21 protein-coding genes are annotated in these 22,252 nt (G+C 63.1%); 8 read left to right on the top strand and 13 right to left on the bottom strand.

Translation table 11 applies throughout. The features are described from left to right. Window positions 1-50 precede the first annotated feature (50 nt). On the bottom strand, window positions 51-293 hold the full coding sequence (locus tag Q0K07_RS07905; protein WP_294558297.1) for a hypothetical protein: 243 nt from the start codon (window positions 291-293) through the stop codon (window positions 51-53). Between the two features lie 177 nt (window positions 294-470). Here Q0K07_RS07905 and Q0K07_RS07900 point away from each other — a divergent pair, with 177 nt between their 5' ends. From Q0K07_RS07900 to Q0K07_RS07890, 3 genes are all read left to right on the top strand, one after another. After that, window positions 471-1,469: an ADP-ribosylglycohydrolase family protein gene (locus tag Q0K07_RS07900; protein ID WP_294558296.1), complete on the top strand. Its 999-nt coding sequence runs from the start codon at window positions 471-473 to the stop codon at window positions 1,467-1,469. Between the two features lie 486 nt (window positions 1,470-1,955). Next, window positions 1,956-2,651 (top strand): hypothetical protein, encoded by a 696-nt coding sequence (locus Q0K07_RS07895; protein ID WP_294558295.1) that lies wholly within the window; start codon window positions 1,956-1,958, stop codon window positions 2,649-2,651. Between the two features lie 276 nt (window positions 2,652-2,927). Then, window positions 2,928-5,921, top strand: a complete 2,994-nt coding sequence (locus tag Q0K07_RS07890) for a hypothetical protein (RefSeq protein WP_294558293.1) — start codon at window positions 2,928-2,930, stop codon at window positions 5,919-5,921. A gap of 1,034 nt (window positions 5,922-6,955) precedes the next feature. On the opposite strand, the gene Q0K07_RS07885 is transcribed toward Q0K07_RS07890, so the two are convergent. From Q0K07_RS07885 to Q0K07_RS07850, 8 genes are all read right to left on the bottom strand, one after another. Then, window positions 6,956-7,915 carry a DUF5309 domain-containing protein gene (locus Q0K07_RS07885; protein ID WP_294558292.1) on the bottom strand — a complete coding sequence of 320 codons (960 nt, stop codon included), beginning with the start codon at window positions 7,913-7,915 and terminating at the stop codon, window positions 6,956-6,958. 11 nt (window positions 7,916-7,926) lie between these two features. After that, on the bottom strand, window positions 7,927-8,898 hold the full coding sequence (locus Q0K07_RS07880) for a hypothetical protein (RefSeq protein ID WP_294558291.1): 972 nt from the start codon (window positions 8,896-8,898) through the stop codon (window positions 7,927-7,929). Window positions 8,899-9,282: 384 nt separating this feature from the next. Continuing rightward, a complete protein-coding gene (locus Q0K07_RS07875) occupies window positions 9,283-10,368 on the bottom strand; it encodes a hypothetical protein (RefSeq protein WP_294558289.1) in 1,086 nt (361 codons plus the stop codon). Between the two features lie 121 nt (window positions 10,369-10,489). Beyond that, complete coding sequence (locus tag Q0K07_RS07870) at window positions 10,490-10,765, bottom strand: hypothetical protein (RefSeq protein WP_294558288.1); 276 nt, start codon at window positions 10,763-10,765, stop codon at window positions 10,490-10,492. 112 nt (window positions 10,766-10,877) lie between these two features. Then, complete coding sequence (locus tag Q0K07_RS07865; RefSeq protein ID WP_294558287.1) at window positions 10,878-12,944, bottom strand: hypothetical protein; 2,067 nt, start codon at window positions 12,942-12,944, stop codon at window positions 10,878-10,880. Then, entirely contained in the window at window positions 12,938-14,200 is a 1,263-nt protein-coding gene (locus Q0K07_RS07860) for a terminase family protein (protein ID WP_294558286.1), read from the bottom strand. Before Q0K07_RS07860 ends, Q0K07_RS07865 begins: the two co-directional genes overlap by 7 nt. After that, window positions 14,197-14,460 (bottom strand): hypothetical protein, encoded by a 264-nt coding sequence (locus Q0K07_RS07855; RefSeq protein ID WP_294558285.1) that lies wholly within the window; start codon window positions 14,458-14,460, stop codon window positions 14,197-14,199. Before Q0K07_RS07855 ends, Q0K07_RS07860 begins: the two co-directional genes overlap by 4 nt. A 279-nt stretch (window positions 14,461-14,739) precedes the next feature. After that, window positions 14,740-15,222, bottom strand: a complete 483-nt coding sequence (locus Q0K07_RS07850; RefSeq protein WP_294558284.1) for a hypothetical protein — start codon at window positions 15,220-15,222, stop codon at window positions 14,740-14,742. Between the two features lie 103 nt (window positions 15,223-15,325). Between Q0K07_RS07850 and Q0K07_RS07845 the strand changes: the two genes are divergently transcribed. Next, a complete protein-coding gene (locus Q0K07_RS07845) occupies window positions 15,326-15,586 on the top strand; it encodes a hypothetical protein (RefSeq protein WP_294558283.1) in 261 nt (86 codons plus the stop codon). A gap of 311 nt (window positions 15,587-15,897) precedes the next feature. Here Q0K07_RS07845 and Q0K07_RS07840 read toward each other — a convergent pair whose 3' ends face one another. The 4 genes from Q0K07_RS07840 to Q0K07_RS07825 form a co-directional block, all read right to left on the bottom strand. Continuing rightward, entirely contained in the window at window positions 15,898-16,122 is a 225-nt protein-coding gene (locus Q0K07_RS07840; RefSeq protein WP_294558282.1) for a hypothetical protein, read from the bottom strand. A gap of 1 nt (window position 16,123) precedes the next feature. Then, window positions 16,124-16,336 carry a hypothetical protein gene (locus Q0K07_RS07835; RefSeq protein WP_294558281.1) on the bottom strand — a complete coding sequence of 71 codons (213 nt, stop codon included), beginning with the start codon at window positions 16,334-16,336 and terminating at the stop codon, window positions 16,124-16,126. Window positions 16,337-16,499: 163 nt separating this feature from the next. After that, the gene (gene nrdD / locus Q0K07_RS07830) at window positions 16,500-16,703 is read right to left on the bottom strand and encodes an anaerobic ribonucleoside-triphosphate reductase (RefSeq protein WP_294558280.1); all 204 of its coding nucleotides are present in this window, start codon (window positions 16,701-16,703) and stop codon (window positions 16,500-16,502) included. A gap of 118 nt (window positions 16,704-16,821) precedes the next feature. Continuing rightward, on the bottom strand, window positions 16,822-17,361 hold the full coding sequence (locus Q0K07_RS07825; RefSeq protein ID WP_294558279.1) for a glycosyl hydrolase 108 family protein: 540 nt from the start codon (window positions 17,359-17,361) through the stop codon (window positions 16,822-16,824). 389 nt (window positions 17,362-17,750) lie between these two features. Here Q0K07_RS07825 and Q0K07_RS07820 point away from each other — a divergent pair, with 389 nt between their 5' ends. From Q0K07_RS07820 to Q0K07_RS07805, 4 genes are all read left to right on the top strand, one after another. Next, window positions 17,751-18,698: a LysR family transcriptional regulator gene (locus Q0K07_RS07820; protein ID WP_294558278.1), complete on the top strand. Its 948-nt coding sequence runs from the start codon at window positions 17,751-17,753 to the stop codon at window positions 18,696-18,698. A gap of 468 nt (window positions 18,699-19,166) precedes the next feature. Next, window positions 19,167-20,999: a gamma-glutamyltransferase gene (ggt, locus tag Q0K07_RS07815; RefSeq protein WP_294558277.1), complete on the top strand. Its 1,833-nt coding sequence runs from the start codon at window positions 19,167-19,169 to the stop codon at window positions 20,997-20,999. Between the two features lie 132 nt (window positions 21,000-21,131). After that, window positions 21,132-21,689 carry a DUF6305 family protein gene (locus Q0K07_RS07810; RefSeq protein ID WP_294558276.1) on the top strand — a complete coding sequence of 186 codons (558 nt, stop codon included), beginning with the start codon at window positions 21,132-21,134 and terminating at the stop codon, window positions 21,687-21,689. 201 nt (window positions 21,690-21,890) lie between these two features. Further along, the coding region (locus tag Q0K07_RS07805) for a hypothetical protein (protein WP_294558275.1) at window positions 21,891-22,252 on the top strand (362 nt) is incomplete at its 3' end.

Raw genomic sequence — 22,252 nt, 5'->3', positions numbered from 1 at the left:
GATGGCCGAAACGGTGGAAAGCCCTTCGGGCAGAGCAAGGCCGTGCTGCTTCAGGTACCGGGTAAGGGGCAGGGAACGGTATCGCCGGGCAGGAGGAAATCCTCATTCCAGATGCGGTATTCCGTCGCCTTCTCATAAAGGATGATGCGGCCGTTGTCGCTGATGTCCATGCCCATGATGGCGGAACCGTCGTCGATGACCACGTCCTTTCCCGCCGCATCCCGCCGGGCCAGCACCCCGAGCTTCCGGCTTTCCCACAGAGAACGGCTCCGCTCAAGGCGTTCCAGATACACTTCCGCCAGAACAAAGCGCGCAAGGCACCCCGGACGGCAGGTATCTTGATCTTCCCATGGAAAACGGCGACAGTGGCCGCAGAACGGCAGAGTTTCACCGCTCTCCGCAAGAAAGGCCCCCGGGCCGGCTGCCCGTGGAGCCCCTCCGGCACAAAAAAAAACGCATGAGGTCATGGAATGAACACTTCCGAACAGATTTCCTGTTCTTCCGAACAAAGCGCCCGTCCCGTTCCCGCCGCCGTGCGTTCCCGCGCCCGGGGCTGCATGCTGGGTCAGCTTGCGGGCGACTCGCTGGGTTCTCTTGTGGAATTCCGCACGCCGGAGCAGATACGCGCCGCCTACCCCGGCGGCGTGCGCGAGCTTGCCGACGGCGGCACCTTCGACACGCTGGCGGGCCAGCCCACGGATGATTCGGAAATGGCCCTGGCCATGGCGCGGCAGCTTGTGGCCACAGGCCGCTACTGCGCCCTGCGCACGGGCAGACAGTACCGCGACTGGCTCAGGTCCGGACCCTTCGACTGCGGCAACACCATAGCCTCCGCCCTTCAGGGCCGCCCCAACCCGGCAAGTCAGGCCAACGGCGCGCTCATGCGCGTCAGCCCTCTGGGCATTTTCGGCGCAGGGCGCAGCCGGACCGATGTGATGAAATGGGCGAAAAAGGATGCCGCCCTCACCCACCCGCACCCCGTGTGCGCGCAGGCCAACGCCCTGTATGCGGCGCTTCTTGCCCGGGCCGTGGCCGAAGGCGGCACCGCGGCGGAACGGTATGAGGAACTTCTCGGCTGGATGAAGCGCATGAAGCTGGAAGAGGGCCTGCGCAGGGCCGTGGAAAGCGCCGCGCACGAAAAACCGCGCAACTATACGATGCAGATGGGCTGGGTGCTCATCGCCCTTCAGAACGCGCTCTGGCAGATGCTGCACGCCCCCTCCCTTGAGGAAGGCGTGGTGGATACCGTGATGCAGGGCGGCGATACCGACACCAACGCCGCCATTGCGGGCGCGCTGCTCGGCGCTCTGTACGGCGAGGAGGCGATCCCCGCCCAGTGGAGGCAGGCCCTGCTCTCCTGCCGCCCGGAAAAGGGGCGCGCAGGCGTGCATCAGCCCCGGCCGGACATCTACTGGCCCGTGGACGCGCCGCAGCTTGCCGACGCCCTGCTTGAAGCCGGGTGGAAGTAACGCCCAGGGTTCACAAGGCATTGCGCCGCGGCCTCATGCCGCGGCGCTTTCGTATGCTCTGCCCCGTCTTTTTCCGCCCTCCGCCGGTATCTCCCCCTTCTGCCCTTGTGCGCCGTGGCCTGCTGTGTCACCATGAGCCTGCGGCACGGCCCCGGCACCACTCCGGAAAAGAGATGCCCTGCGCCAGCACGCTGTGGCATGATTCTTGCATCATATTCTGCAGGAAAACGCCGCAGCAGGCCCGTGCCTGCCCCGCCCTGCCCGGAAAAGGCCTTCCGCCGCCGCGGCAGGAACAAAACAAGGCCCTGTGAGGGCCGCAGAAGAATCTTTTACCGACAACAGCTGCCAACATTATTTCCCCATCCCCCAAAACAACGCCAATATATCTGGCACATTCCAACAAACGACCCAAACGCCCGCACACGGCATCTTCCGCCCCTTCCGGGGTGAGGAACACGCCCCGGCCGGACATGCAAGGAGCCTTCCATGCCTATCAATCTCGACCACTTCTTTCAGCATGTTTCCACGCTTGACGACAGCCTTCAGTTCCATGTGTCCGCAAGCCAGGATCTTGCCCAGGGCACGGCGCTGCACGGTCTGAAAAAGCTCTCCTCCGACGCCCGTGCCGTGGAAAACCAGGCCGCCGTACGGGCCTTTGTGCAGTCGCTCTCACAGAATCCCGTCTACGGCGCGCTGCTCGACCGGGTACGCACCCCGCTCGACGCGTTCGTCAAAGCGGGCAAGCCCCTCACGGCGGGCGTGGTGAAGCAGACGCAGCTTGCCCTGAACGTGATCCTTGCCTCGCAGGTGGGCACGAGCCTTGTCAACGGCGGTCAGCTCCCGGCCGATCACGGCGCCGCCTTCGGGCAGTTTGCGGCCCTGCACGGCATGCCTCTGGCACGGAGGCGGAAAAGTCCCGCGCCGTGCGGGAATACCTGCTCACCGAAGTGTGCGACAAGAACATCGCCGCGCTCACGACCCTGCCGGACATGGGAGAAAAGAGCGCGGCGGCAAAGAAGATCATGGACAGGCTGCACGAGCCTCTTTCCGGGCGCAACGGCTTTCTGGGCGTGGCCCTCAATCAGGCACTTTCCCAGGGTCTGGACAAGTTCCAGTTTTCCAGCCTCACCTCCGCCTATGCCAGGGCCTGCGAGGCCGACCTGCATATTCTGCAGTCCCTGAACCGTGACGCCGTGAACAGCCTTGCCTCAAAGCCCGACATGCCCGCCATCATGTCCGCCCTGCGGGATGCCCTGCCCGCCATAGGAGAAGGGCAGCTCGACCTTTTCCGCATCAGGATGGATTCCACCGGCTGCCCCGCCGGCAGGGCGGAACTTCGCGGTACACGTTGGGGCGGGGGCAGTCCAGCCCGGCTGCCCCGCCGGCAGGGCGGAACTTCTGCACGATATCGTCACCTTCACGCTGGACTGCCCCACCACGCAGAAGATGAAGGACATCATGACGCAGCACGGCCTGCCCGAATCCTTTGCCGAGGCCGTGGCGCACCATGCCTCCACCAGCGACCGCGTGCTGGCCGCCCTTGCCCAGGATCCCGGCAAGGACCAGATCCCCACGAGCAGCCGCCTCATGGAGGCCGTGCATGACACCATGGACAGCCTCACGCAGGAACTTCTGCCGACGCTGAAGGATCTGCACACCATGGCGCAGAATCCTCCCGTGAAGCTCAACCCGCCCCTCACGCCGGAAACCATGCCCCGGTACATCAACGCCCTGCTTGCGCTGGAAAGTGCCATGGCTCCCCTGCTGCGCGCCGACGCGCCCATGGACACCGCCTTTCTCCAGCGCCTTGTCCGCGCGGCCGCGGCCGTACAGGCCGGCGAACACTGCATGACCGGCACGCTCACCCAGGAAGGCTGGAATACGCTGCTTCAGCAGTCCATACAGCTCTTCCTCGCCCGGAAGGGCATGGCGCAGAAGGATATCCCCGGTCTGGTCAACCGCGCGCTGGACAGCTTCGGCGCCCTTTCCCGGGAATGCTGCGCCATGAACGATGCGCTGAAAACGGGAGAATTCGGCGAAAAAGGCGTCGCCCTGCAGAAGATCGGCGTGACACTCCAGCACATGCTGCAGCAGATCAGCCTTTCGCTCATGTCCTGCCTGACCGAGGAACAGCTCAAGGCCCTGAACCTTGGCACCCCTCACGCCGACCGGCCGGCGCAGGAAGCCGCGGGCGGCAAGGAAAGTTCCGTCAAAGATGCCCCCTCCGCAAAGCCCGAAGAGACGGCCGTGCGCGGCAGTCAGGGGATGATGGTCAGAAATATGTTCCAGCGCCCCACCAGGCCCGAAGAGATTTCCCCGGCCGTGCGCAGCTTTGCCCTGGACCATGACGTGATTCTTCCGGCCGGGGAACACACCGCCTCGAAGCTGGCGCAGGACAACGCCGTGAGAGTCAGAAACGTGCTCGGCGAGTATATTCCCCGCGCCGGACATACGACGGAAACGATCACGCCCGGCTTCCGCACGCTGCTCGCCGACCTCCAGGCGCGTTATCCTCTCGCCTCCATCGACATCGACAAGCTGGATGTCACGCGCCTTGCCCCTGCGCTGCAAAGCACGCTGAACGAGCTTGCGGACGAGGCCACCCGGGCGGGCAACGCCATTGATCCTGAAATGATACGCGCCGTGGTGGAAGAAATGCTCTTCCATGGTCTGGAAGCGCTGCAGAGCACGCTGAACGCCATCGACGAGCTGCCGGAACAGATCGTGAAGGACGGCATGACCACGGGCTTCAGCGCCGAAGAAAAGGCCGTGCTGAAGGAATGCGCCCAGCGTTTCGGCATACGCGACGTGAAGATCATCACCGAGCTTGCCGAGGGTACGCGACCGAATCCGATGTTCAACGGCGGCCTCATTGACTTTGCCACGCCCGGCCTCACGCCCACGCAGATATGCGAACAGGGGAGCTACCTCTCCAGCCGCTTCCAGTCCACCCTCAGAAGGCTTCCCCCGCAGTTCGACGGGAAGCAGGACGCCCTCCCCATGATGATGGCCATGGCCGTAAGGCTTCAGCATCTGAGCGGGGACGACGTGCGCCGCATTGCCGACAACATGACCAGCAAAGCAACGCTGCAGGTGGCGGGCGGCCTGCAATGGGCCCTCGGCCGGACCACCAGGGAAAGAAACGCCCAGCACATCAGAAACACCATGGACATACTCTCCACGCTGCGGACGGAGGCGAACCTTGCCGCCCACGGCTCCAGACCTGCTCCCCTCCGCACGGAAGCTGCGCGCGTCAGCCACCCCTGTGAGGTGGTCGGCGGGTTCAACGGCATCATGCAGAATCTCTCCAGCATGAGCGGAGACGGCATCAGCGAGGTGGAGCGTGAGCTTTCCAAGCGTATGCCGCCGCTGACGCGGGGTCAGTGGAACGCGCTCAAGATCTCCATCGAGACGCTGGGCGCGCGGGCCGCATCTTCCGTGAAGGCCCCCATGCTGACCCACTGGATCATCGCCGCCTCCGACGAGATTCTCACCGCCATGCAGGCCAACGGCGGGGCCGCACCCACCACATCGCAGATGTGGTCCATCCTTACCGGCGGCCAGCTCGGCCCCATGCCTCCCTTCAGCGGATCGGACGACATGGCCGCCATGGTGGATTACATCGACAAGGAGTACACGCGCCTTGTGGAAGCCGCCACGGACAAGCACGCACCAAACGCTGACGGCGGACTCTACACCAACAGCAGCCACCTCGTGCCCCTGAGAAAGATGCTGGAACTCACCCGGCCCGGCGCACACCTCACCAAGGACGACGTACACATAGAGATGCAGCACAGCTCCATGAAGGAGCTCGAACCCGCCAACGCCTACGGTCTGGCCACCGACCTCTATCGCCTGGAGGGCCAGTCCACGCTGACCTTCGTCCGGGCAAACGGTGTGGAATTTTCGGTGCATCCCCCCAGACTCACCACGGCGGAGAGTACTGCCGACTACCATGAATACGCGAACATCATCCAGTTCTGGCGGAGAATGACGAAATCCGAAACGCAGTTCTACCGCCTCGCGCACTGCTGCAGCCAGGCTTCGTTCATGATTCCGCGCATGCTGAGCTCTCTTTTCCCGGGTATGATGATCAACGAGCACGGCCGCTTCAACATCAGGGCGCAGGAAAGGGACGACGGCTCCATCATCGTGAATCTGGACACCGCCGATGCCGCCCCCCTCGTCCTGCACGAGCAGATCATCATCCGGCCCGACGGTTCTCATGAATACGCCCGGTTCGACATGAGCCGCCCGGACATGAGCGCCCGGACCGACTCCCCCACAGCAGGGCCGGAGCCGGACGCCGCAAAGGCCGCCGGAGACACGGAGGAAAAGAAGGACAGCGCGGCCCCGACTGCGGAAACGAAGGAAGGCACCACATCCGAAGCCCCGACTGCGGAAAAGACGCCCACGCCTGAAGAAGCAAAGCCTGCCGGAAGCACAAAATAAGCTCCCCGCTCGGCGCCCCTCCGTCCTTCTGCGGAAGGGGCGCGCCCGGCAACGGGTAACGCACGTTCTCAAACCATGCCCCCTCCCCGCATCACGGGAGGGGGCTTTTTTCTGCTCCGTGTCAGGGCGCTTTCTGCAAAAAGATGCCTTACGGCCATGCAGGAGCCGTGCAGGAGCCTCCGGGGCGTTTTCCTCAAATCCCGGTTCCGCAACGTGCTCTGCGCATGCAGGCCGCGTTCCCCGGGGCTGCTCCGCCTTCCGCGGCAAGGGCATTGCCGCACAAAAAAGGCGGCTTCCCCGTCCCTGAAAAAGCTCTCTGAAACTTCAAGCATCACTTTATGTTTTTTGCGGGAAGGCGGATTGCGCCGCCCCTTCCTCCGCAACGGCGCGCCCCTTCCGGGAGAACGTCCCCCTTTCCGAGGTACGGAAAACTTTCTGCCGCGCCGGGGCGGGAAGGAAGAGGGGACTTTCCGGGCACGGAAGTCCGGGCCGGAAAACAGGATGCTGCGCCTCCCCTCCACCCGCGGCACGGCAGTTCCGGGCAACAGGACATCCCCCGCCGTCTCCCCTTCCGCAAAGTCCCCTCGGGCTGCTTTTCCCGGAGCGTCACCCCTTTTCCGGGTACGGCAGTTCCGGCCGGTTCCCGCACACTCCCGGAGCACGGCCGCAGAAAGACCGGGGGCAGGCATCCGTGCCCCCGGGAACATACAAAAGGGCGGCAGGTTGCCCCGCCGCCCTCAAAGCGCCCTGCGACTCCTCACAGGAAAACGCCTTTTCTTTTCTGAAGTGCCCCGCATCCGGGGAAAATTCCCGGGCAGGCCCCTCCCCTCTGCCCGCATCGGAGAAAAGCCGTCCCGTTCAGGGGTGTTCTGACGGGAATGCCCCGTTCTCGCGCGGCCTGCACAAAAAAGCCGTCACAATCAGGCGCGTTCCCCCTGTCTTTTCCCCCGGCGAACCGCTTTCGCCGTGAAAACGCGCGCGGGCACGGCCCTGCGTCCCCCTTTTGCGCAGGGCCGTTTTTTACCGCGCGCCGTTTACGCGGACTTCAGATCGGCCAGCACGCCGGAGGAGGCGTCGTTTCTCGCCTCCAGCGTGCATTCCACCAGCACATGGCCCTTCAGGCTGTCGCCGGTGACGGCAAGGCGCTCCTCGCGGAAGGGGCGGAGGTACGCCACCTTCCAGTACTGCGGATCGAGCACGAAGGCGCAGGTTCTGGAGAAGGATTCAAAGGCCTGCACGCGGTTGGGCACGAGCTTCAGGGCGCCGAAGTCGGAAACGTACACGTCGATGACGGCCGTGGCCTTCTTCTTTTCGGCCCTTTCCATCTTCGTTGCGCCGCCGGAGAGCACCTCGCTCATCTTCACGCGGATGTCCGGGGCCATCATGATGCGGTCGGGGTTGCCGCCCGCGTTGTAGATGTCCGTGAGCAGCGCCTTGAGCATGGCCTCGGTGGGCACGCGGGCCGTGCCCGCCACGCAGGCCGTGGAAGCGCCGTCGGACTTCGTGCCGTTGTCGGCGGCATAGTTGGTCTGCATCCAGCAGGGAAGCCCGGTCATGAGGCGGCCTTCATTGGAGCCGTTGTCCGCACGGGATACCTTGTTCTGCAGCAGGGCGTATTCCACGTCCTTCTTGAGTTCCTTGGTGCGCAGGGCCATCTGATAGGCGTACTGCCTGTTCACGCCCGCCTGCTTCACGGCCTGGGCCGTGCCGGATACGTTGATGGCCTTTTTGAGGATCTGCGTCCTGTTGGAAAGCTCCGTGGTGTAACTTTCGGAAAAGGTGGTGGTATCCGCGCCTTCCATCACGGCGTTTTCCGCAGGGCTCGCCAGCGTGTCCGTCTGCCATTCATGCAGCGTCTGACTCGCGGTGGACTTGCCGCACATGGTGAGAAACGGCGTGTCCGTGGGAGCCACGTTGAAAATGGTGTCCATGAGGTCGCGGGGCTTGCCCTTGATGTTCGCGTCCCTGAGCTGTCCTGATACTACGTTTGCCATGTTCTCCCTCCCTACATGGTCGCTTCAAACAGCGCCGCCAGAGCATCGGTGCTGTCGGGGTTTCTGCCGAGCATTTCGCGGGCCTTCCTGACCCTGCCCTCTTCCGCGGAAACGCCGCTCCGGGGAGCCTGCACGCGGGGGGCTTCCGCCACCTTCTTCGCCGCCTGGGCGCGCCGGGCCTGAAGTCTGTCGTACAGCATGGCCTTGGCCACGAGCTTCAGCTCATAGCCCTTGGAAAGGCCGCTGATCGCTTCCGCCGGACAGCCCTGGGCGCGCATGTACTCCGCCATGTCCGACGCAAACGTTTTGCCGTCGAAGCCCGCGCCCATGAGCGCCCTGATTTCCGGCTGCACCCCGGCAAACTCCGCGGCCAGGGCCTTTTGCGCTTCGGCCGCCCTCCCGGCTTCGTACTGCCGCACCTGCTGCGCCACGCCCCGCTGCACGCGCCCTATGGCCTCCATGCGGGCCTGATAGTCCTGCTGAAGGCGCACATAGGCCGCAGGGTCGCTCTTTGCCAGTCCCTTCCAGTCCACGGAGCCGTATTCCCCTTCCACAATGCTGCGCATGGCGAAAAGGGCCTGCTGAATCTGGGCGTTGGCCTCCACGGCAAAGGCTTCCTGCCTCTTTCTTTCCGCAAGCTGCTCTGCGCGCACATCGGCCACGGCCTTCGCATGGGCCTGCTCGCGGGCGTTGACCGCGTTTTTCGCCCGCGCCGTCAGTGCGCTCCACTCCGCCTCCTCCCAGCCTTCGGGCATGGGAATGTCGGGCAGGACCTCCTCTTCCTGCTCCTTCCCGGCCTTTGCCGGGCCTTCGTTCCCTTCCTCCGCGCCGTCCGCTCCGCTTTCCTCTCCGGCCGGAAGCGCGTCCTCTTCCGTGCCGTTCCCTTCCGTGCCCGGTTCCCCGCCTTCCGTGAACATGTCCGCAATGGCGTCCACATCGTACACGGCCTCTTCTCTTCCTTCTTCCTGGAATTCCTCGCTCATGTTCTCCCCTTTGCGGCCTCAGTCGCCGCGTTCAGCACTTCATCCCTACCCCTTTCTCCAGCCGCGGCACACGGCGGAAGGGAAGATTTTCGCCCCTCCTGCAAAAAGGCCCGCTTCCGCCCTGCCTCCCTTCCCCCGGAGAGACGCAAAAAGGGCGGCGCTCCCTTGCGGAGCATGACCGTTTCTGATAGGGTGAAGCCATAGGGAACGCCGTCAGCAGAGACACGCTCGCTGCGTGGCCCCTCCCCTCGGGGAGTGTGAGGTATCAGGATGGAAGGCGGAACCATCCGGCGTTCCCCATGCGCGGCTCTTCATGTTGAGGAGCCGCTTCTTGTTTATGGGCGCTGTGAGAAAAGCGGCCCTGCCGCATGGCAGGCGCAGCCGTCAGTCATCCCCCAGAAACCAGCTGAGCAATCCGCCCAGAGCAATATCCCTTCCGGGTGTGGAAGAAAGCTCCCTTCCTACGCCGCGCACCACGGGGGATGCCGCCATCTTCGCCATGCCTGCGCCGCCCAGAATCATGGGGACGGCTTCAGCAGCTCCGCCTTCAAAAAAAGCCATCTTCTTTTCCAGCTCTGTTTCCGGCACGGGCAGGTCAAAAAAGTCCGATATCGTCTTCCCCGGATCGGAAAGGCCGAAGGTCACGCCGCGCCCCAGGCCTTCGAGCGCATTCCTTGTGCCGAGGCCAAGACCGCGCGATATTTCATCGAACGTATCCTGCCATGCCTCCCGCCACGTCCGCTCCTTCCGCTCCGCCGCCTGCGCTTCCCATGGAGCAAGGGCGGCGTCTCCCATCAAGAGGAGCGGCGCTCCCTTGCGGGGCATGGCCGTTTCTGATAGGGTGAAGTCATCGGGAACGCCGTCAGCAGAGATCGCTCGCTGCGTAGGCCTCTCCCATAGCGGAGATGTTTCATTTGCCACAGGATGGAAGGCGGAACCATCCGGCGTTCCCCAGGTGCGGCTCTTCATGTTGAGGAGCCGCTTATTGTTTATGGGGTTCACCTGGTGGAGATAAGTAAATTCTTCCGAAGGACGCAAAGAGCCCCTTCCCCCCGTGCCCTTTCCCAGCGCTGCTACACTTTCGACATAGGGCTTGTTCGCACGCACATAAAACCTGTCTTTGCCTGTCACCAGAGCTTCCACAAGATCTTCTATCTCTTCATTGGACAACTGCCCGTGTCTGGCATTCCAGTAGTGCTGAATATCATTTCTGTCTGCTGCCAGTTTTCGGGTATGAAACGCCCCATTGTCTTCCTTCGCCGCCTTGAAAACTTTCTTCGGCAGGCGTTCCTGAAACTCAAAAACAGGTTCATGCATCGGCAAGGCGCCTTTTGCCGCCTTATCAAGCAGATTCAGCAACCGCCGCCCATCCTTGGAATATACTGCCGCTTCCGCCTCGTCCGGGCTCAGCATTGCCGCGGCGCCGCCGGCGGCAAACAAAGGCAGCAGGCCTTTCCTGAAGTCTACCATCACTCTTCCTCCCTCCCTTCTCGTGCGGAAGGCGCGGTCATACGGGGCGTTCTGCACGTTCCCCCCCGTTTTTTCGCCGCCCGGCTTCTGCCGGCATGTCCGCCACGGCCCCATGCGCCTTTCAGGGCTTCTCCCTTGCGCGCTCAAGCGCCGCGTTCAACACGTCGTCCTTCCCCTTTTTCCCCATCGCGGCCCCCTGCAGCAGCGAAAAAAGTTCCCGCCTCACCTCCTGAAGCGCCCGCTGCATGTACCACCAGTCCTCACGTTTTACCGCGTCGGTACAGGTACGCCACGCCCTGACGTAACGCGCGTCAAGGCATGTAAAGGCCTCACGGAACACCTCGCTCTGCAGAATGCGCCCCGCCTCCAGAGCCTCCATCCTCTCTTCATGCGTCATGCTTTCCCCTCCATGGCCCGCTTCTTCTCGCCGCAACAACGTCCGCCGCGTTCCCCGCCTTGCGGCAAAGACCGCTCCGTCTGCCTCCCGGCGGAAAAAAACGGCGTCGCCCTTACATATTGCCCGCGCCTTTGATGTTGGTCAGGGCACGATCCTTCCCGCCCATGGCCATGCGCGTTTCGTTCAGTTCCTTTTCCATGTTCATTTCCATGGCCTTCAGGGCAAGGCGGCCCTCCACGCGCTCCTTTTCCAGCGCAAGGCGGCTCTTTGCCTCCCATGCCCGGAGCTTCGCCTCCTCCCTCGCCTTCCAGGCGTCCGTCTGCTGCTTTGCCTGCGCCTTCCGCTCTTCCAGCTGCAGGCGTCTCTCCTCCGGCGAAGGCGCGGAAGGCGCGTTTTTCGCCGCTTCCTCCGCCCGCCTTGCATCTTCTTCCGTGCCGAAGAAGCGCTCCGGCGCTTCCAGCCCCGCGGCCTCGCACATTTTGCTGCATGTGTACACGATGTGGGAAAGGCGCACCGGCGAAGCCGCGCCGAGCTGCTGCACAAAGGCGCGCTGCATCTCCAGAATGCGCTGATACACGCCCACAAGCCTGCTCCTGTTGCCCGTGCCGAGCCCCACGGCCACGGAAATATCCATGTCCGGGTCCCAGCTCTGCGGGTCGAAGGCCATGAAGCGCCCCTTGAGCCGGAGCTGCACGGTGTTGTCGTGACAGCGGTGCAGAAGGTGCAGGATGTAGCGGCCGAGGGGCTTGAAAAAGGTTTCGGCATACACGCGGGCAATGAGTTCCAGGCGCTGATTCACGGCTTCTTCCATGATGACGGCGCCCGTGGCCGTGTTCTGCAGCGCATCGGCCTGAAGGCTCTGCGTGCGGCTCGAAACCCCGGTGCGCCGCTCGATGAGGCCGGAGCTCATCTCAAGCCCCTGCAGGGCCTCGCCGGAACAGGTCGCCACCGGCAGGGGAGAGATGGAGGCGTCGCCCTTCACGCGGTGCACGGCCCCCACGCCGCGGGCAAGGAGACTGTCGTATTCCACGCTGCCGCTCATGCCCTCGTTGACCACAAGCTCGCCCTGATTGCCGAGGGCGAGACAGTCCAGATACTGCCGCGTCATTTCGGTGCGCAGGTCCTGCACGTCGGCCACAAGATCGGCCAGGCACAGCCCCACGGCCTGATGCGGCAGAGGCACGGAACAGGCGGCAAAAAGCGGCGCGCGATACAGCGGCCATTCCTCCACCCTGAGCACGCGGCAGGACTCCGCCTCCCCGCAGAAGGTGACCTTCACCTTTTCCGCCACGTTGTCGCCGTTCAGGTCGAAGTCGAGCCACGCCTCATACACCTTGTAGGCGCGTTCCCCCTCCCGTTCGCCCGCGCTCATGCCGTTTTCGTCGTTCACCTCCCTGCCCACGCCGGTTTCGGGCATGATCCCGCCCTCGTCCATGGCCGGCAGGCTCTCGATGAGTTCCCGGCCGTAGCCTTCCCTGCGCAGGTCGGAGGCCGTCTTCCTCTCCCAGAAGGCGATGAAGCGGGCGCTTTCCACATCCTGCGCATCGGCGGAAAGAATGACGTTTTCCGAAGGCACGGGGTCGATGCGTATCTCGCGCCGCTTCACCCTGCGGCGCAGGGAAACGTCGTAGCGCAGCCCCTGCGGCGTGACGCGGCTTTCCACGCGCGGCTCGCCCGCCTCCTCCCCCTCAAGGGAAGGATCGGCCAGCAGGGCCACGGCCTCCTGTTCCGAAAGCCCGGCGTACTGCAGAAGGCGCGTCTGCTCCCTTTCCGGACAGTGGGCGATGCACCAGCCCACGCGCTGGTACAGCCCGTCGGAAAGCACGTCGTGCACCAGGCGGAACATGTTCCGGCCGAACACCACCTGATTGACATACAAGGTCGCGTCCTCCGCCGCCTGCTCCTGCGCCTTGTCGCGCGGGTCGAAGCGGATGATCTCGTCGGTGCAGAACACGCGCATGAGCCCGGGCTTGGCCCATTCCACGGTTTCCATCACCGTGCGGTCCACATAGGTGGAAAAGCCCCTCGACTCGCGCTCCTCGTCCACGCCGTAGCCGTACCCCAGATACCGGCGCTTGAGCGCCGCACGCGCCTCCGAAAGCTTCGAGCCTTCGCGGCCCATGCACCGTTCCATTTCCCGCGCTATGACGCGGCAAAGCTTTTCGTTCTCCATCAGCATACCCTCAGGTTCCTGCGCGGAGGCAGTTTCTGAAATTCTCCCCGTCCGGCCACGTTCTCCACACCCATGGCAAGGTAGCGGAAGGCGTCGGCCCCGTGGCTTGTCCAGTCGTGCAGGGGCCGCGCGCGGAAATCCCCGGCCTTCTCGTCCCATTCGCGCTGATAAAGGCGCAGCGCTTCCAGCCCGCGCGCGCATTTTTCCGCATCAAAGAAGCAGCGCGGCAGAAGAAGGCGCACGGCGTTGATGCCGTCGTCCACCCGCGTCATGGGCAGAACGCGGCCCCGTACGCCTAGCCTTCGCAGGGTTTCGAGCCTTGTGGTGCCGGTGCCGAGTTCCGAAGCCGCCGCATCGTGGGGAAAAAGGTGGTCGCCGTACACATAACCCCGCCTCTGAAGCTCGCGCACATAGTGCTCCAGCCCCACGCCGGAAGACTGGTAATAGTCGATGACATGCACCTCACTGCCCACGATCTGCGCAAACCATATGGCCGTGGAATCGGAAAAGCCGAGATCCCACGCCGTCATCACGGGAAAGCCCGGCCGGTACGGCACGGAGGCAATGCGCCTTTCCCTTTCGAGCGTTTCCATGATGCTGCCGTAATAGGCCCCGGCCACGGCGGCGGTGAAGGAACATTCGTATTCCTGCGCGTATTCCGCCTCGCTCGATTCGCGCCGCGCCACGGCAAGATCCTCTTCGGAAAGTATGCCCGTTTCCGAGGCGCGGTACATGAGCGCCGCCCACTGCTCCCTGTGCAGCCTTGCGTTCTCCCACACCTTCCACAGGGCGTTTCTGCCCTTGGGCGTGCCGAGAAAAAGCGCCCTGCCGCTGGTGGCGAGAAGCATGGGAAGCACGATTTCCGACCACATGGCATAGGGCATCTGCGCCACCTCGTCGAACACCACGTCGCACAGGTTCAGCCCGCGCAGGGCATCGGGATTCTCCGCACCGTACAGGCGTATGCGCGCCCCGTTCGGAAAATCCACGCGAAGCTCGCCCTCGTTCACCTTCGCCCCGGCGGCCAGAGCAATTTTTTTCAGATAATCCCAGGCCACATCCTTGGCCTGACGGCAGGTGGGCGCAATGTACGCCCCCCGGTAGGAGGAAGCGCCCTCCGCCGCATTGCGGCAGAGCCGCGATACCGCAAGCACCGTCTTGCCGAAACGCCGGTGACAGATGAGCACGCCGTACCTACGGCGATCCAGCGCTTCCAGCGCCCTTTTCTGCCATGGCCGGAGGCGGATTCTGACTTCCATCATTCCTCACCGAACAGAATCACTTTCACGCTCTCCCCGCTCCGGACCTTTTCCCTGTCCGCAGGCTTTTCTCCCAGCGTGTCGCGCACCCAGTCCGCGGCGGACTTCTCCCCGCCCGCCGCCTTCACAATCATGGTCCTGCACACCGCAACCCGCGCGGAAACGCCTTCAAGCGCGTTCACCTGCTCAAGCGGCATCCCGATGAGCACCCTGAGCGCGGCCTCAAAACTGTCCGCCCCGGCAAGGGCGCCGGCCTTCTTCACGCAGACCGGGGCGCGCCCTGTCGCCTGCCGGGGCGTTCCGTCCGGTTCTGCGCGCTCTTTCCGGCTTCCGCGTCCTTTCCGCCCTGCGCGGGGCGGAACGTCCCCTTCCGGCGCAGGCCCGGCTTCCGGCTCCTGTTCCGCACTCGTTCCATCCCCCTTTCTCTCTTCTTCAGGGGCAGAACGGAGCGCGCATGTCCTCTTCTTCTTTGTCACCTCTGCCATGGATGTTCCCGCTCTTCGCCCCTTGAGACCGCCAAAGGCACTTCTGCCGCGAAAGCCTCACGCCCCGGCGGCCTGTTCCCCGCTCACCGTCAGACATTCATCCCCGCGGAAGGGACAGTGCTCCACATGCCTTTTCCGCATTTCCGGCGGCATGGTCCGGCGTATGTCGTTGATGTCGTCGGGGTTCATGAGGTCCACCACCGACAGGCCGAGTTTCTTCAGAAACCACAGCTTCACCGTTTCCCCTCCCAGCCCGCTCACCACCATGGAAACCGCCACCTGCATTTCCGGCGTGACTTCCGGCACGGCAAGGGGCAGCAGCAGCGCACAGCTCACCGCCATGGAGGTGGTGAGCGCCGCGTTCAGAAGCACGGTGGCCGCCCTGTCCCTCCGCGAACGCTGTTTATAGCCGCGCCGGATCTGCCGCGCCGCCGAAGCCATGGCCACGGCCCCGGCAATGAGCGCCAGCGGCCACGCACCGCGCACCGCGCCCAGATATTCGGCGGCATGGTCCGCGCCGTCTCCTCCCATCTGACTCACCTTTCCCCTTCCTACATCGTGATTTTTTTTACACTCGCCAATATTCCGTTTTCCGTGCTATGAATGGTGCTTGCCCCTGATTTCCAACCTGCGAGGAGAACGCATGATCGTGCACGCCTGCCCTTACTGCGAATCGGAAGACATCGGCCTTATTGACATTCTGGGGACCATCTATTCCGTCGGCTGCCGCAACTGCGGCATGACCGGCCCCCACGCGGAAAGCGCGGATCAGGCGGAAACCGCCTGGAACGGCCTCTGTCAGAAAATATGCAGCCACTGCATCTCCCGCCCCTGGGGCCGGGCCATGGCAAAGCGCATCAAGGCCATGAGCGAAGAGGCGGAACTTCAAAGCGGGGCGCACTGAAGCTGCCCCCTCTCTGCGGACAGAGCGCCCCTCCCGTATCGGGCGGGCACGGCCTTCCCGAACATCGGAAGGCCGTCTTCGTCTGCAAGGTTTTCTCCCGGCCGCGGCTTCCGGTGGCGCCTGAGCGCGCAGCATCGCGAAAGCGCCGCCCCCCCGCCGCACCCTGCGCGGAGACCGTGGCGGAAAGCGGACAGGGCGCGCCCTTCTGTGCGGGCGCTTCCGCCCCAAAGGTTCCGGGCACGAACGTTCCCCGTCTTCAGCGCCCGTCCTCCCCGGTCACGTCGTATATCCAGAGCGCAAGACGCCCTGCGTCATCGCTGCTCATCCACAGCCCCGCCCTGCCGTTCAGCTCCAGCTTCCGAAGGCTGGTCAGTACCGGCAGGGGCGGAATCTCCGCCCCTGAGCTGGGAAAGGAGCAGCCCTGCACCGTCATCACGAGCACGGCGGCGCACATCCCTGCCGCGAGCCTCGCGCCAGGCCTCAAGCAGGGCCTGCGCCAGGCGCAGAAGCCCGGCCAGAAGGGCTTTTTTGTCCACATCAGACCTTCTTTTCCTGCGCCGCGTCGTCGGCGTTTCTGGCGCGGCCCACATTCACGGCCAGAAGATTGAGCAGCCGGTACAACACGCGGTACACCGCGCCGCTTTTCTCCGAAGGCGCGGGCAGAAGCGCCGCCACGGCCGCGCACACCCCCATGAGCGAGAGCACAAGCCCCGCGTAGGAGCCGCATACTTCCATAATCATCTCTTCCATGGTCACTCCCTGCCGGTATCACGGCCTGTCTGCCGGAATATCGCCGCACCGGAGCCTCCGGCCGGATCCTTCCGGGCGGCATGCACAACGCTCTTTCTGCGTGCGGAAGAAAAACGCGCCTTCCGCCGCACAAACCATCCCTGAAAAAACGACGGCCCTTCCCTCAGAGGGCCCTGCCGCCCGGCGAGGGGCGGAAATTCGTGTTTCCTTCCCCCGAAAAGGCTTCCATGCTGCAATGCTTCACCCTGTCGCGCTCTTCGGCGCGCTTGGCGTTGTTGAATCGGTCCGTCGTGCCCACAAGGTAGCCGGTAATGCGCCGTATGCGCTCAAAGCCCACGCCGGCGCCTGTGGTCTTTTGTGTATCCATGCTTTTCCTTCCCTGTTTTTGTCCGGGCGGGCCTTCCCCGCCGGGCCGCCATGCCGGGCAGGCGCGGAAAAAGCCGCCCGGAAGTCCCGGCAGGGCGCTGCGTCCCTGAAGGCCGTCTCTAGGCCCCTTCCACCGTTTCTTCCAGCGCGTCCGCACGGCGCAGCCAGCCCTTCAGAAAAGGAGAAAGTCCGTCATTGTTCCGGGCCAGTTCGCAGTAGCGCGCACGGCGGATATGGCACATGGCCACGGCGGTCTTTTTGTCGTTGCAGCTTTTGAGCGCGGCCCAGGTCAGGGGGCCCCAGCGGCCGTCGACCTGAAGACCCAGCGCCTGCTGCGCCATCTTCCTGGCATAGAAGACGCCCATGTTCACGGCCGTGTCGTAGATGACCATGGCGCACAGAGGCTGCACGTTGTCGAGAGGGAACACGTCCCAGAAGTTGCGGCGCAGAACGCGCGCGGCAAGGGAGGGCGTGAGGGCGCGGATATCGTCCTCGTCGATGTCGCCGTCGCCGTCCACATCGCCGGTATGCAGCCCCTGCTCACGCAGAAAACGAAGGGATACGCCGTAGTTCGTCGCTCCGCCCGGATCGGCGGGATGATGCACAAATCCGCCTTCCCAGCGTGAGGTGAAGGCGTGCGCTTTCCTGAAACTGTTCATGCTGACTCCTTTTTCACGGAGCCTAGCAGCGCGCCCATGCGCGGCACAGGGGAAGAAACACGCCGTGGAAAAGATCACACCATGGCGGTAAAGAGAAAGACCGCGTGCATGGCGGAAACAAGGGCCGTAAAGGCCCCTTTTCCCGGTAAAAGGACGACATTCCCCTCTGGAATCTCCCCACACTTCCGCAATATTCCCCACCCGTGCACCGTATCGCACGACATCAGTCCGTATCGAAACCGTACCGCTGAAAAACGGATATTGCCTCCAATGCTGTTCTTGTCTATACTGAATATGCTATGCGGATATCCCCATGAAGAAACATGAATGAATGTTCCGTGATACCATGGCGCTTCATTGAACATCCCCTTCTTTTACGAGGACAAGATATGCACCACCCGTTCAGCGGAGACTTTCTACAGTGGATTCACACATTTCTGTCTGTTCTGGAAACACACAGCATTCAGCGTTCCGCGCAGAGACTGTGCCTTTCCCCCTCCGCCGTGAGCTATCAGATACGCAAGCTGGAAACAGAGCTGGGGCGCACGCTCTTTGAGCGCACAAGCTCGGGCATGACGGCCACCCATGAAGGCCTCCAGCTGCGAAACGACATTCTGCCCATACTGGACGCGCTTGACAGGCTCAAGCTCGGGAAAAACGCCGGAAACCGCCTGAAAGGCACGATACACATCACCTGTCTGGACAGACTCGCCCACGAACTGGTCTTTCATATTCTGAATTTCCGCAGGCTTCACCCTGAGGTGCACTTCATTCTGGATGCCACCTCCTCAAAGAACGTTCATCAGCTTGTAGTTTCGGGCATGATGGATTTCGGCCTCACCATCTACCGCGAAATCCCGGGCTTCATCCAGTTTACGGAACTTCGCCCCAGTTCCGCCTTTCTTTATACGCCGAAGGGCAATCCCTATGATCTTCCGCCCGTCCCCACCTGGCAGCAGATATGCACTCTGCCCTTCATCGCGCTCACGCTGGACGGCTACGTCAACCCCATTCTGGCAACCATACCGGACCTGCCCCAGCCTAAAAACGTCATCATCGCCATCAACAACTTCATTCTCGCCATGCAACTGGTCAGGGAGGGGGTAGGGGTCTGCATCGCCCCGCCGCTCACGCCTCTGGAAACGGAGGAAGATTATACCATCTTCAACATCGACCATATCTTTGCCATCGGCAGGCTCGGCATCATCAGCCGGAAAAACAAGCTCCGTTCCTCCCCTGCGCGCGAATTTTTCGACTACCTGCGGGTGGTCTATCCCCGGGGACAGGAAAACGATGTTCACACGGACCTTTCCTCCCGTTCCCTCTGCGCCGGGTAAATGCCGCTCTTTTCCGGGCAGGCGCGCCATGCCTCCGCGCACCTGCTCCGCCGGAAGTCACCATATTCCGCAGCGTTTTTCTGCCGCCCGGAAGGCACGTCGTGCAGGCGGGGCCGCCTGAGGGCGGCTCTTCTGTCGGCCTGCGGCCTTCCTTCCGCCCTTTCTCCCCGACCAGAGCGCCGGGGCGCTCCGCCTCCTTCCGGAACGCCCCGCAGGTATCTTCCGCATCCATGCCTCCGGAAGCACCGACCCGCCGCCATGCAATATAATTGCATGGTGCCATGCAAAAAGAATCTTTTGACAATACTGCACGGCGGGGTGTTTTATAACCATAGAGGCAGAATCTTCTTCAAGCACCTTGATACCAGGAGGTCTTCCGGAGTTTTCGTCTGTTTTCACCGACGAATATCTTGTTTTGCGGTGTGGTTTTACCGTCACACGTTCACCTCTTTCCATCAGGAGGCGCGTATGCAGATACGAGGATTCCACAAAGTACGGCAGGTTACAGCAGTGCTGCTGGCAGGAATGGGGCTGACAAGCCTTCTTTTCTCCCCCGCTGCAGGCTTTGAGTACAAGTCGGAAAAACATCTGAGCAAGGCGGCGGTATTCTCCAAAAACGGCATGGTGGCATCCGCCCATCCTCTGGCCTCCCGCGTGGGCGTGCGCATTCTGGAAGACGGGGGCAACGCCTTTGACGCGGCCGTGGCCACGGCCCTGACCCTCAACGCGGTGGACATGGCCATGTGCGGCCCCGGCGGCGCGAGTTTCTGGCTTCTGTGGAATGCGAAGGAAGGCAAGCTCTACGCGCTCGACGCCGACACCCAGGCCCCGGCGGCGGCCACTCCCGACAAGTTTGCAGACCGCTCCGAGCTGCTCTCCGGCCTGAAGGCCATGGGCATTCCCGGCAACATGATGGCCTACTGCACCGTGCTGGAAAAGTTCGGCACCATGCCCTTCAGCAAGGTGGCCGAGCCTGCCATCCGCTACCTTGAGGAAGGCTTCGTGCTCAGCCAGCGCCAGAGCCACAACTACAAGACGCAGGCGGCCCAGGCTCCCATGATGTACCCCAACCTCGCGCGCGTCTTCGCTCCCGACGGAGAATGGCCCGACGCCGGCGCCATCATGAAGAACCCGGAACTTGCCGCCACCTACCGCACCATTGCCAAGGAAGGCGTGGATGCGTTCTACAAGGGTTCCATCGCCAGGGAAATGGTCCGCTACATGCAGGAGAACGGCGGGCTGTGGACCATGGAAGACCTTGCGAACTACAAGGTTCTGTGGGTCGAGCCTCTGCACATGAAGTACAAGGATCTCGACGTGTACGGCATGCCGCCGCCCTCCAGCTCCGTGACGTGGATGGAAGCGCTCAAGATAGCCGAAGGCTTCGACTGGTCGAAGATAGAAGACAACAGTCTGGAATACCTGCATCTCATGGTGGAAATCGACCGCCTCGCCCACGCGGACTCCTATGAGTTCGTGGCAGACCCGAAGTTTGTGGAAAGCCAGGCGGAGAACCTTCTTTCCGACAACTACGCCGCGGCCCAGCGCCTGCGCATCGACAGAAAGAAGGCGGCTCCCGGCAAGGTGCAGCCCGGCAACCCCGCGGAATGGAGCAGGAAGGTTCCCGCGAGTGCGGCTCTTCCCGACTCTCTCGCCTCTGAACCGGTGTCCCTTGCGGAAAGCACCCGCAACATGGCCTATCGCGGCAATACCAACCATGTGGTGGTCGTGGACAAGGACGGCAACTGCGTCAGCTTCACCCATACTCTCGGCCAGTTCTTCGGCGGTCAGGACATTCTCGGCAATACCGGCGTCATCGGAAACAACGGTATGGACTGGTTCGACCTTGCCGACAACCCCTGGACGGAAAAGCCCAGCAATCTCATCGTGGCCCCCGGCAAGCGCAACCGCTGGACGCTCTCTCCCGGCATGTTCTTCCAGAACGGCAAGCCCCGCATTCTGGTGGGCGGTTCCGGTGCGGAATCCACCATGCCCGGCATCTTCCAGGTCATGATCCGCATGCTGGAATACAAGCTCAACCCGCAGGCCGCCATTTCCTCACCGCGCTTCCTGTACGGCGACATGTACCACTATTCCGCCGGAACGCGCCTGGCCATCGAGCCCGAGCTGCGCTCCCTGTGGGAAAAGGACATGGTACGCATGGGGCATGATTCCGTGCCCGGTTCGCAGATATGGCGCATGAGCTCCGGCAACGTGTGGGTGATTGAAATCGACCCCGAAACCGGAACCTACGCAGGCGGCGCCGAAGTCCGCGGCGACGGCCATGTGGATGCCTTCTGACGCCACGGCTGAATGCGCGTCACCTTCCCCGGAACAGAAACCGCCCTGCGGCCTGAATGCCCGGTGCTCATCCGGCCGCAGGGCGGGGCAAGGACAAAGAATCTTTCCGAACATGCAACCCAAGGAGATACCATGCGTCATCTTTTCCGCTCCGCCGTATGTGCTCTCGGTCTGATCGCCCTGTCCGTGATCGGCGCCCAGGCCGCCGATTTTCCCAAGATACAGACTCCGGCTCTGTTCACCTCCCTGGGTCAGAGCCCCGACGCCAAGACTCTTTCCGTGCTGGCCGGCCGTGCCAAGCTTGCCGGGGAATACAAGCCTCTGGCAGGCGTTGAAGACGTGGCTGCCGCCAAGACCGTATTCATCACCGTAGGCACCAGCCTCAAGGGCTTCGGCTCCGCGGGCGTGAACCTCGATACGGAAAAGAAGCGCTGCCAGGATCTCGTGAAGGCCGCGAAGGACAGCGGAGCATACCTTATTCTCGTCCACATCGGTGGTGAAGGCCGGCGCGATGCCATGACCAATCAGCTGCTGGAAGAACTCGCCCCCAGCGTGGATGCCTTCCTCGTGTATGAAGCGGGCAACGGCGACGGCTTCTTCACCAAGGCCGCAGGCGACCGGCCCATCATTCTGGTACCCAAGGCCATAGAAATCGCCAAGGTGCTCGGCAACCTCGCCGCGGGCAGCTGACCTCTTTTCGCCGCCGGCACGGGGCCCTTCTCCTCCTTTCCCCTGCGAAAAAGCCCCGGCCGCGCGGCGGCAGGTCCGGAACCCCTTCCCGATCGAAAAACTCCGGCGACGCCCCGCTGCTCTCCTCCACGACACGTCCTCCCTTTCCGCTCCGCCCGTCGGAAGCCGTCTTGTTTCACACCTTCGACATGAGGGGGCCCTATGTTCACACATTCCCACGGCGACGCCATGTATGTCACGGCAAGCATCGCGCTGGCGGCCATGATAGTCAGTTATGTCGCCATTCTTCTGCTGGGAAAGAAATTCAGGCAGGACATCCCCATTGCCATCAATCTGTTCGTTTCCGTCGCCGTAAGTGCCGTGGTCACGGGCTTCGGCATTCCGTTCCGACACCTGTTCGAAGGGCCGGTCTGGTACATCTACATCAACCTCGTGATCTTCACCGGCATGATGTTCCTCACCTGCCTCAGGCAGGCGGGAAACCTGGACTGCATCGCCTACGATATCGTGACCACCTTCCGCAACAGGCCGACCATCATGTTCTGCCTCATCACGCTGCTGCT

It is taken from the genome of uncultured Mailhella sp. (assembly GCF_944324615.1).
In the GTDB taxonomy this organism is placed as follows: Bacteria; Desulfobacterota; Desulfovibrionia; order Desulfovibrionales; family Desulfovibrionaceae; genus Mailhella.
This window is presented reverse-complemented; position numbering and strand designations above follow the sequence as displayed.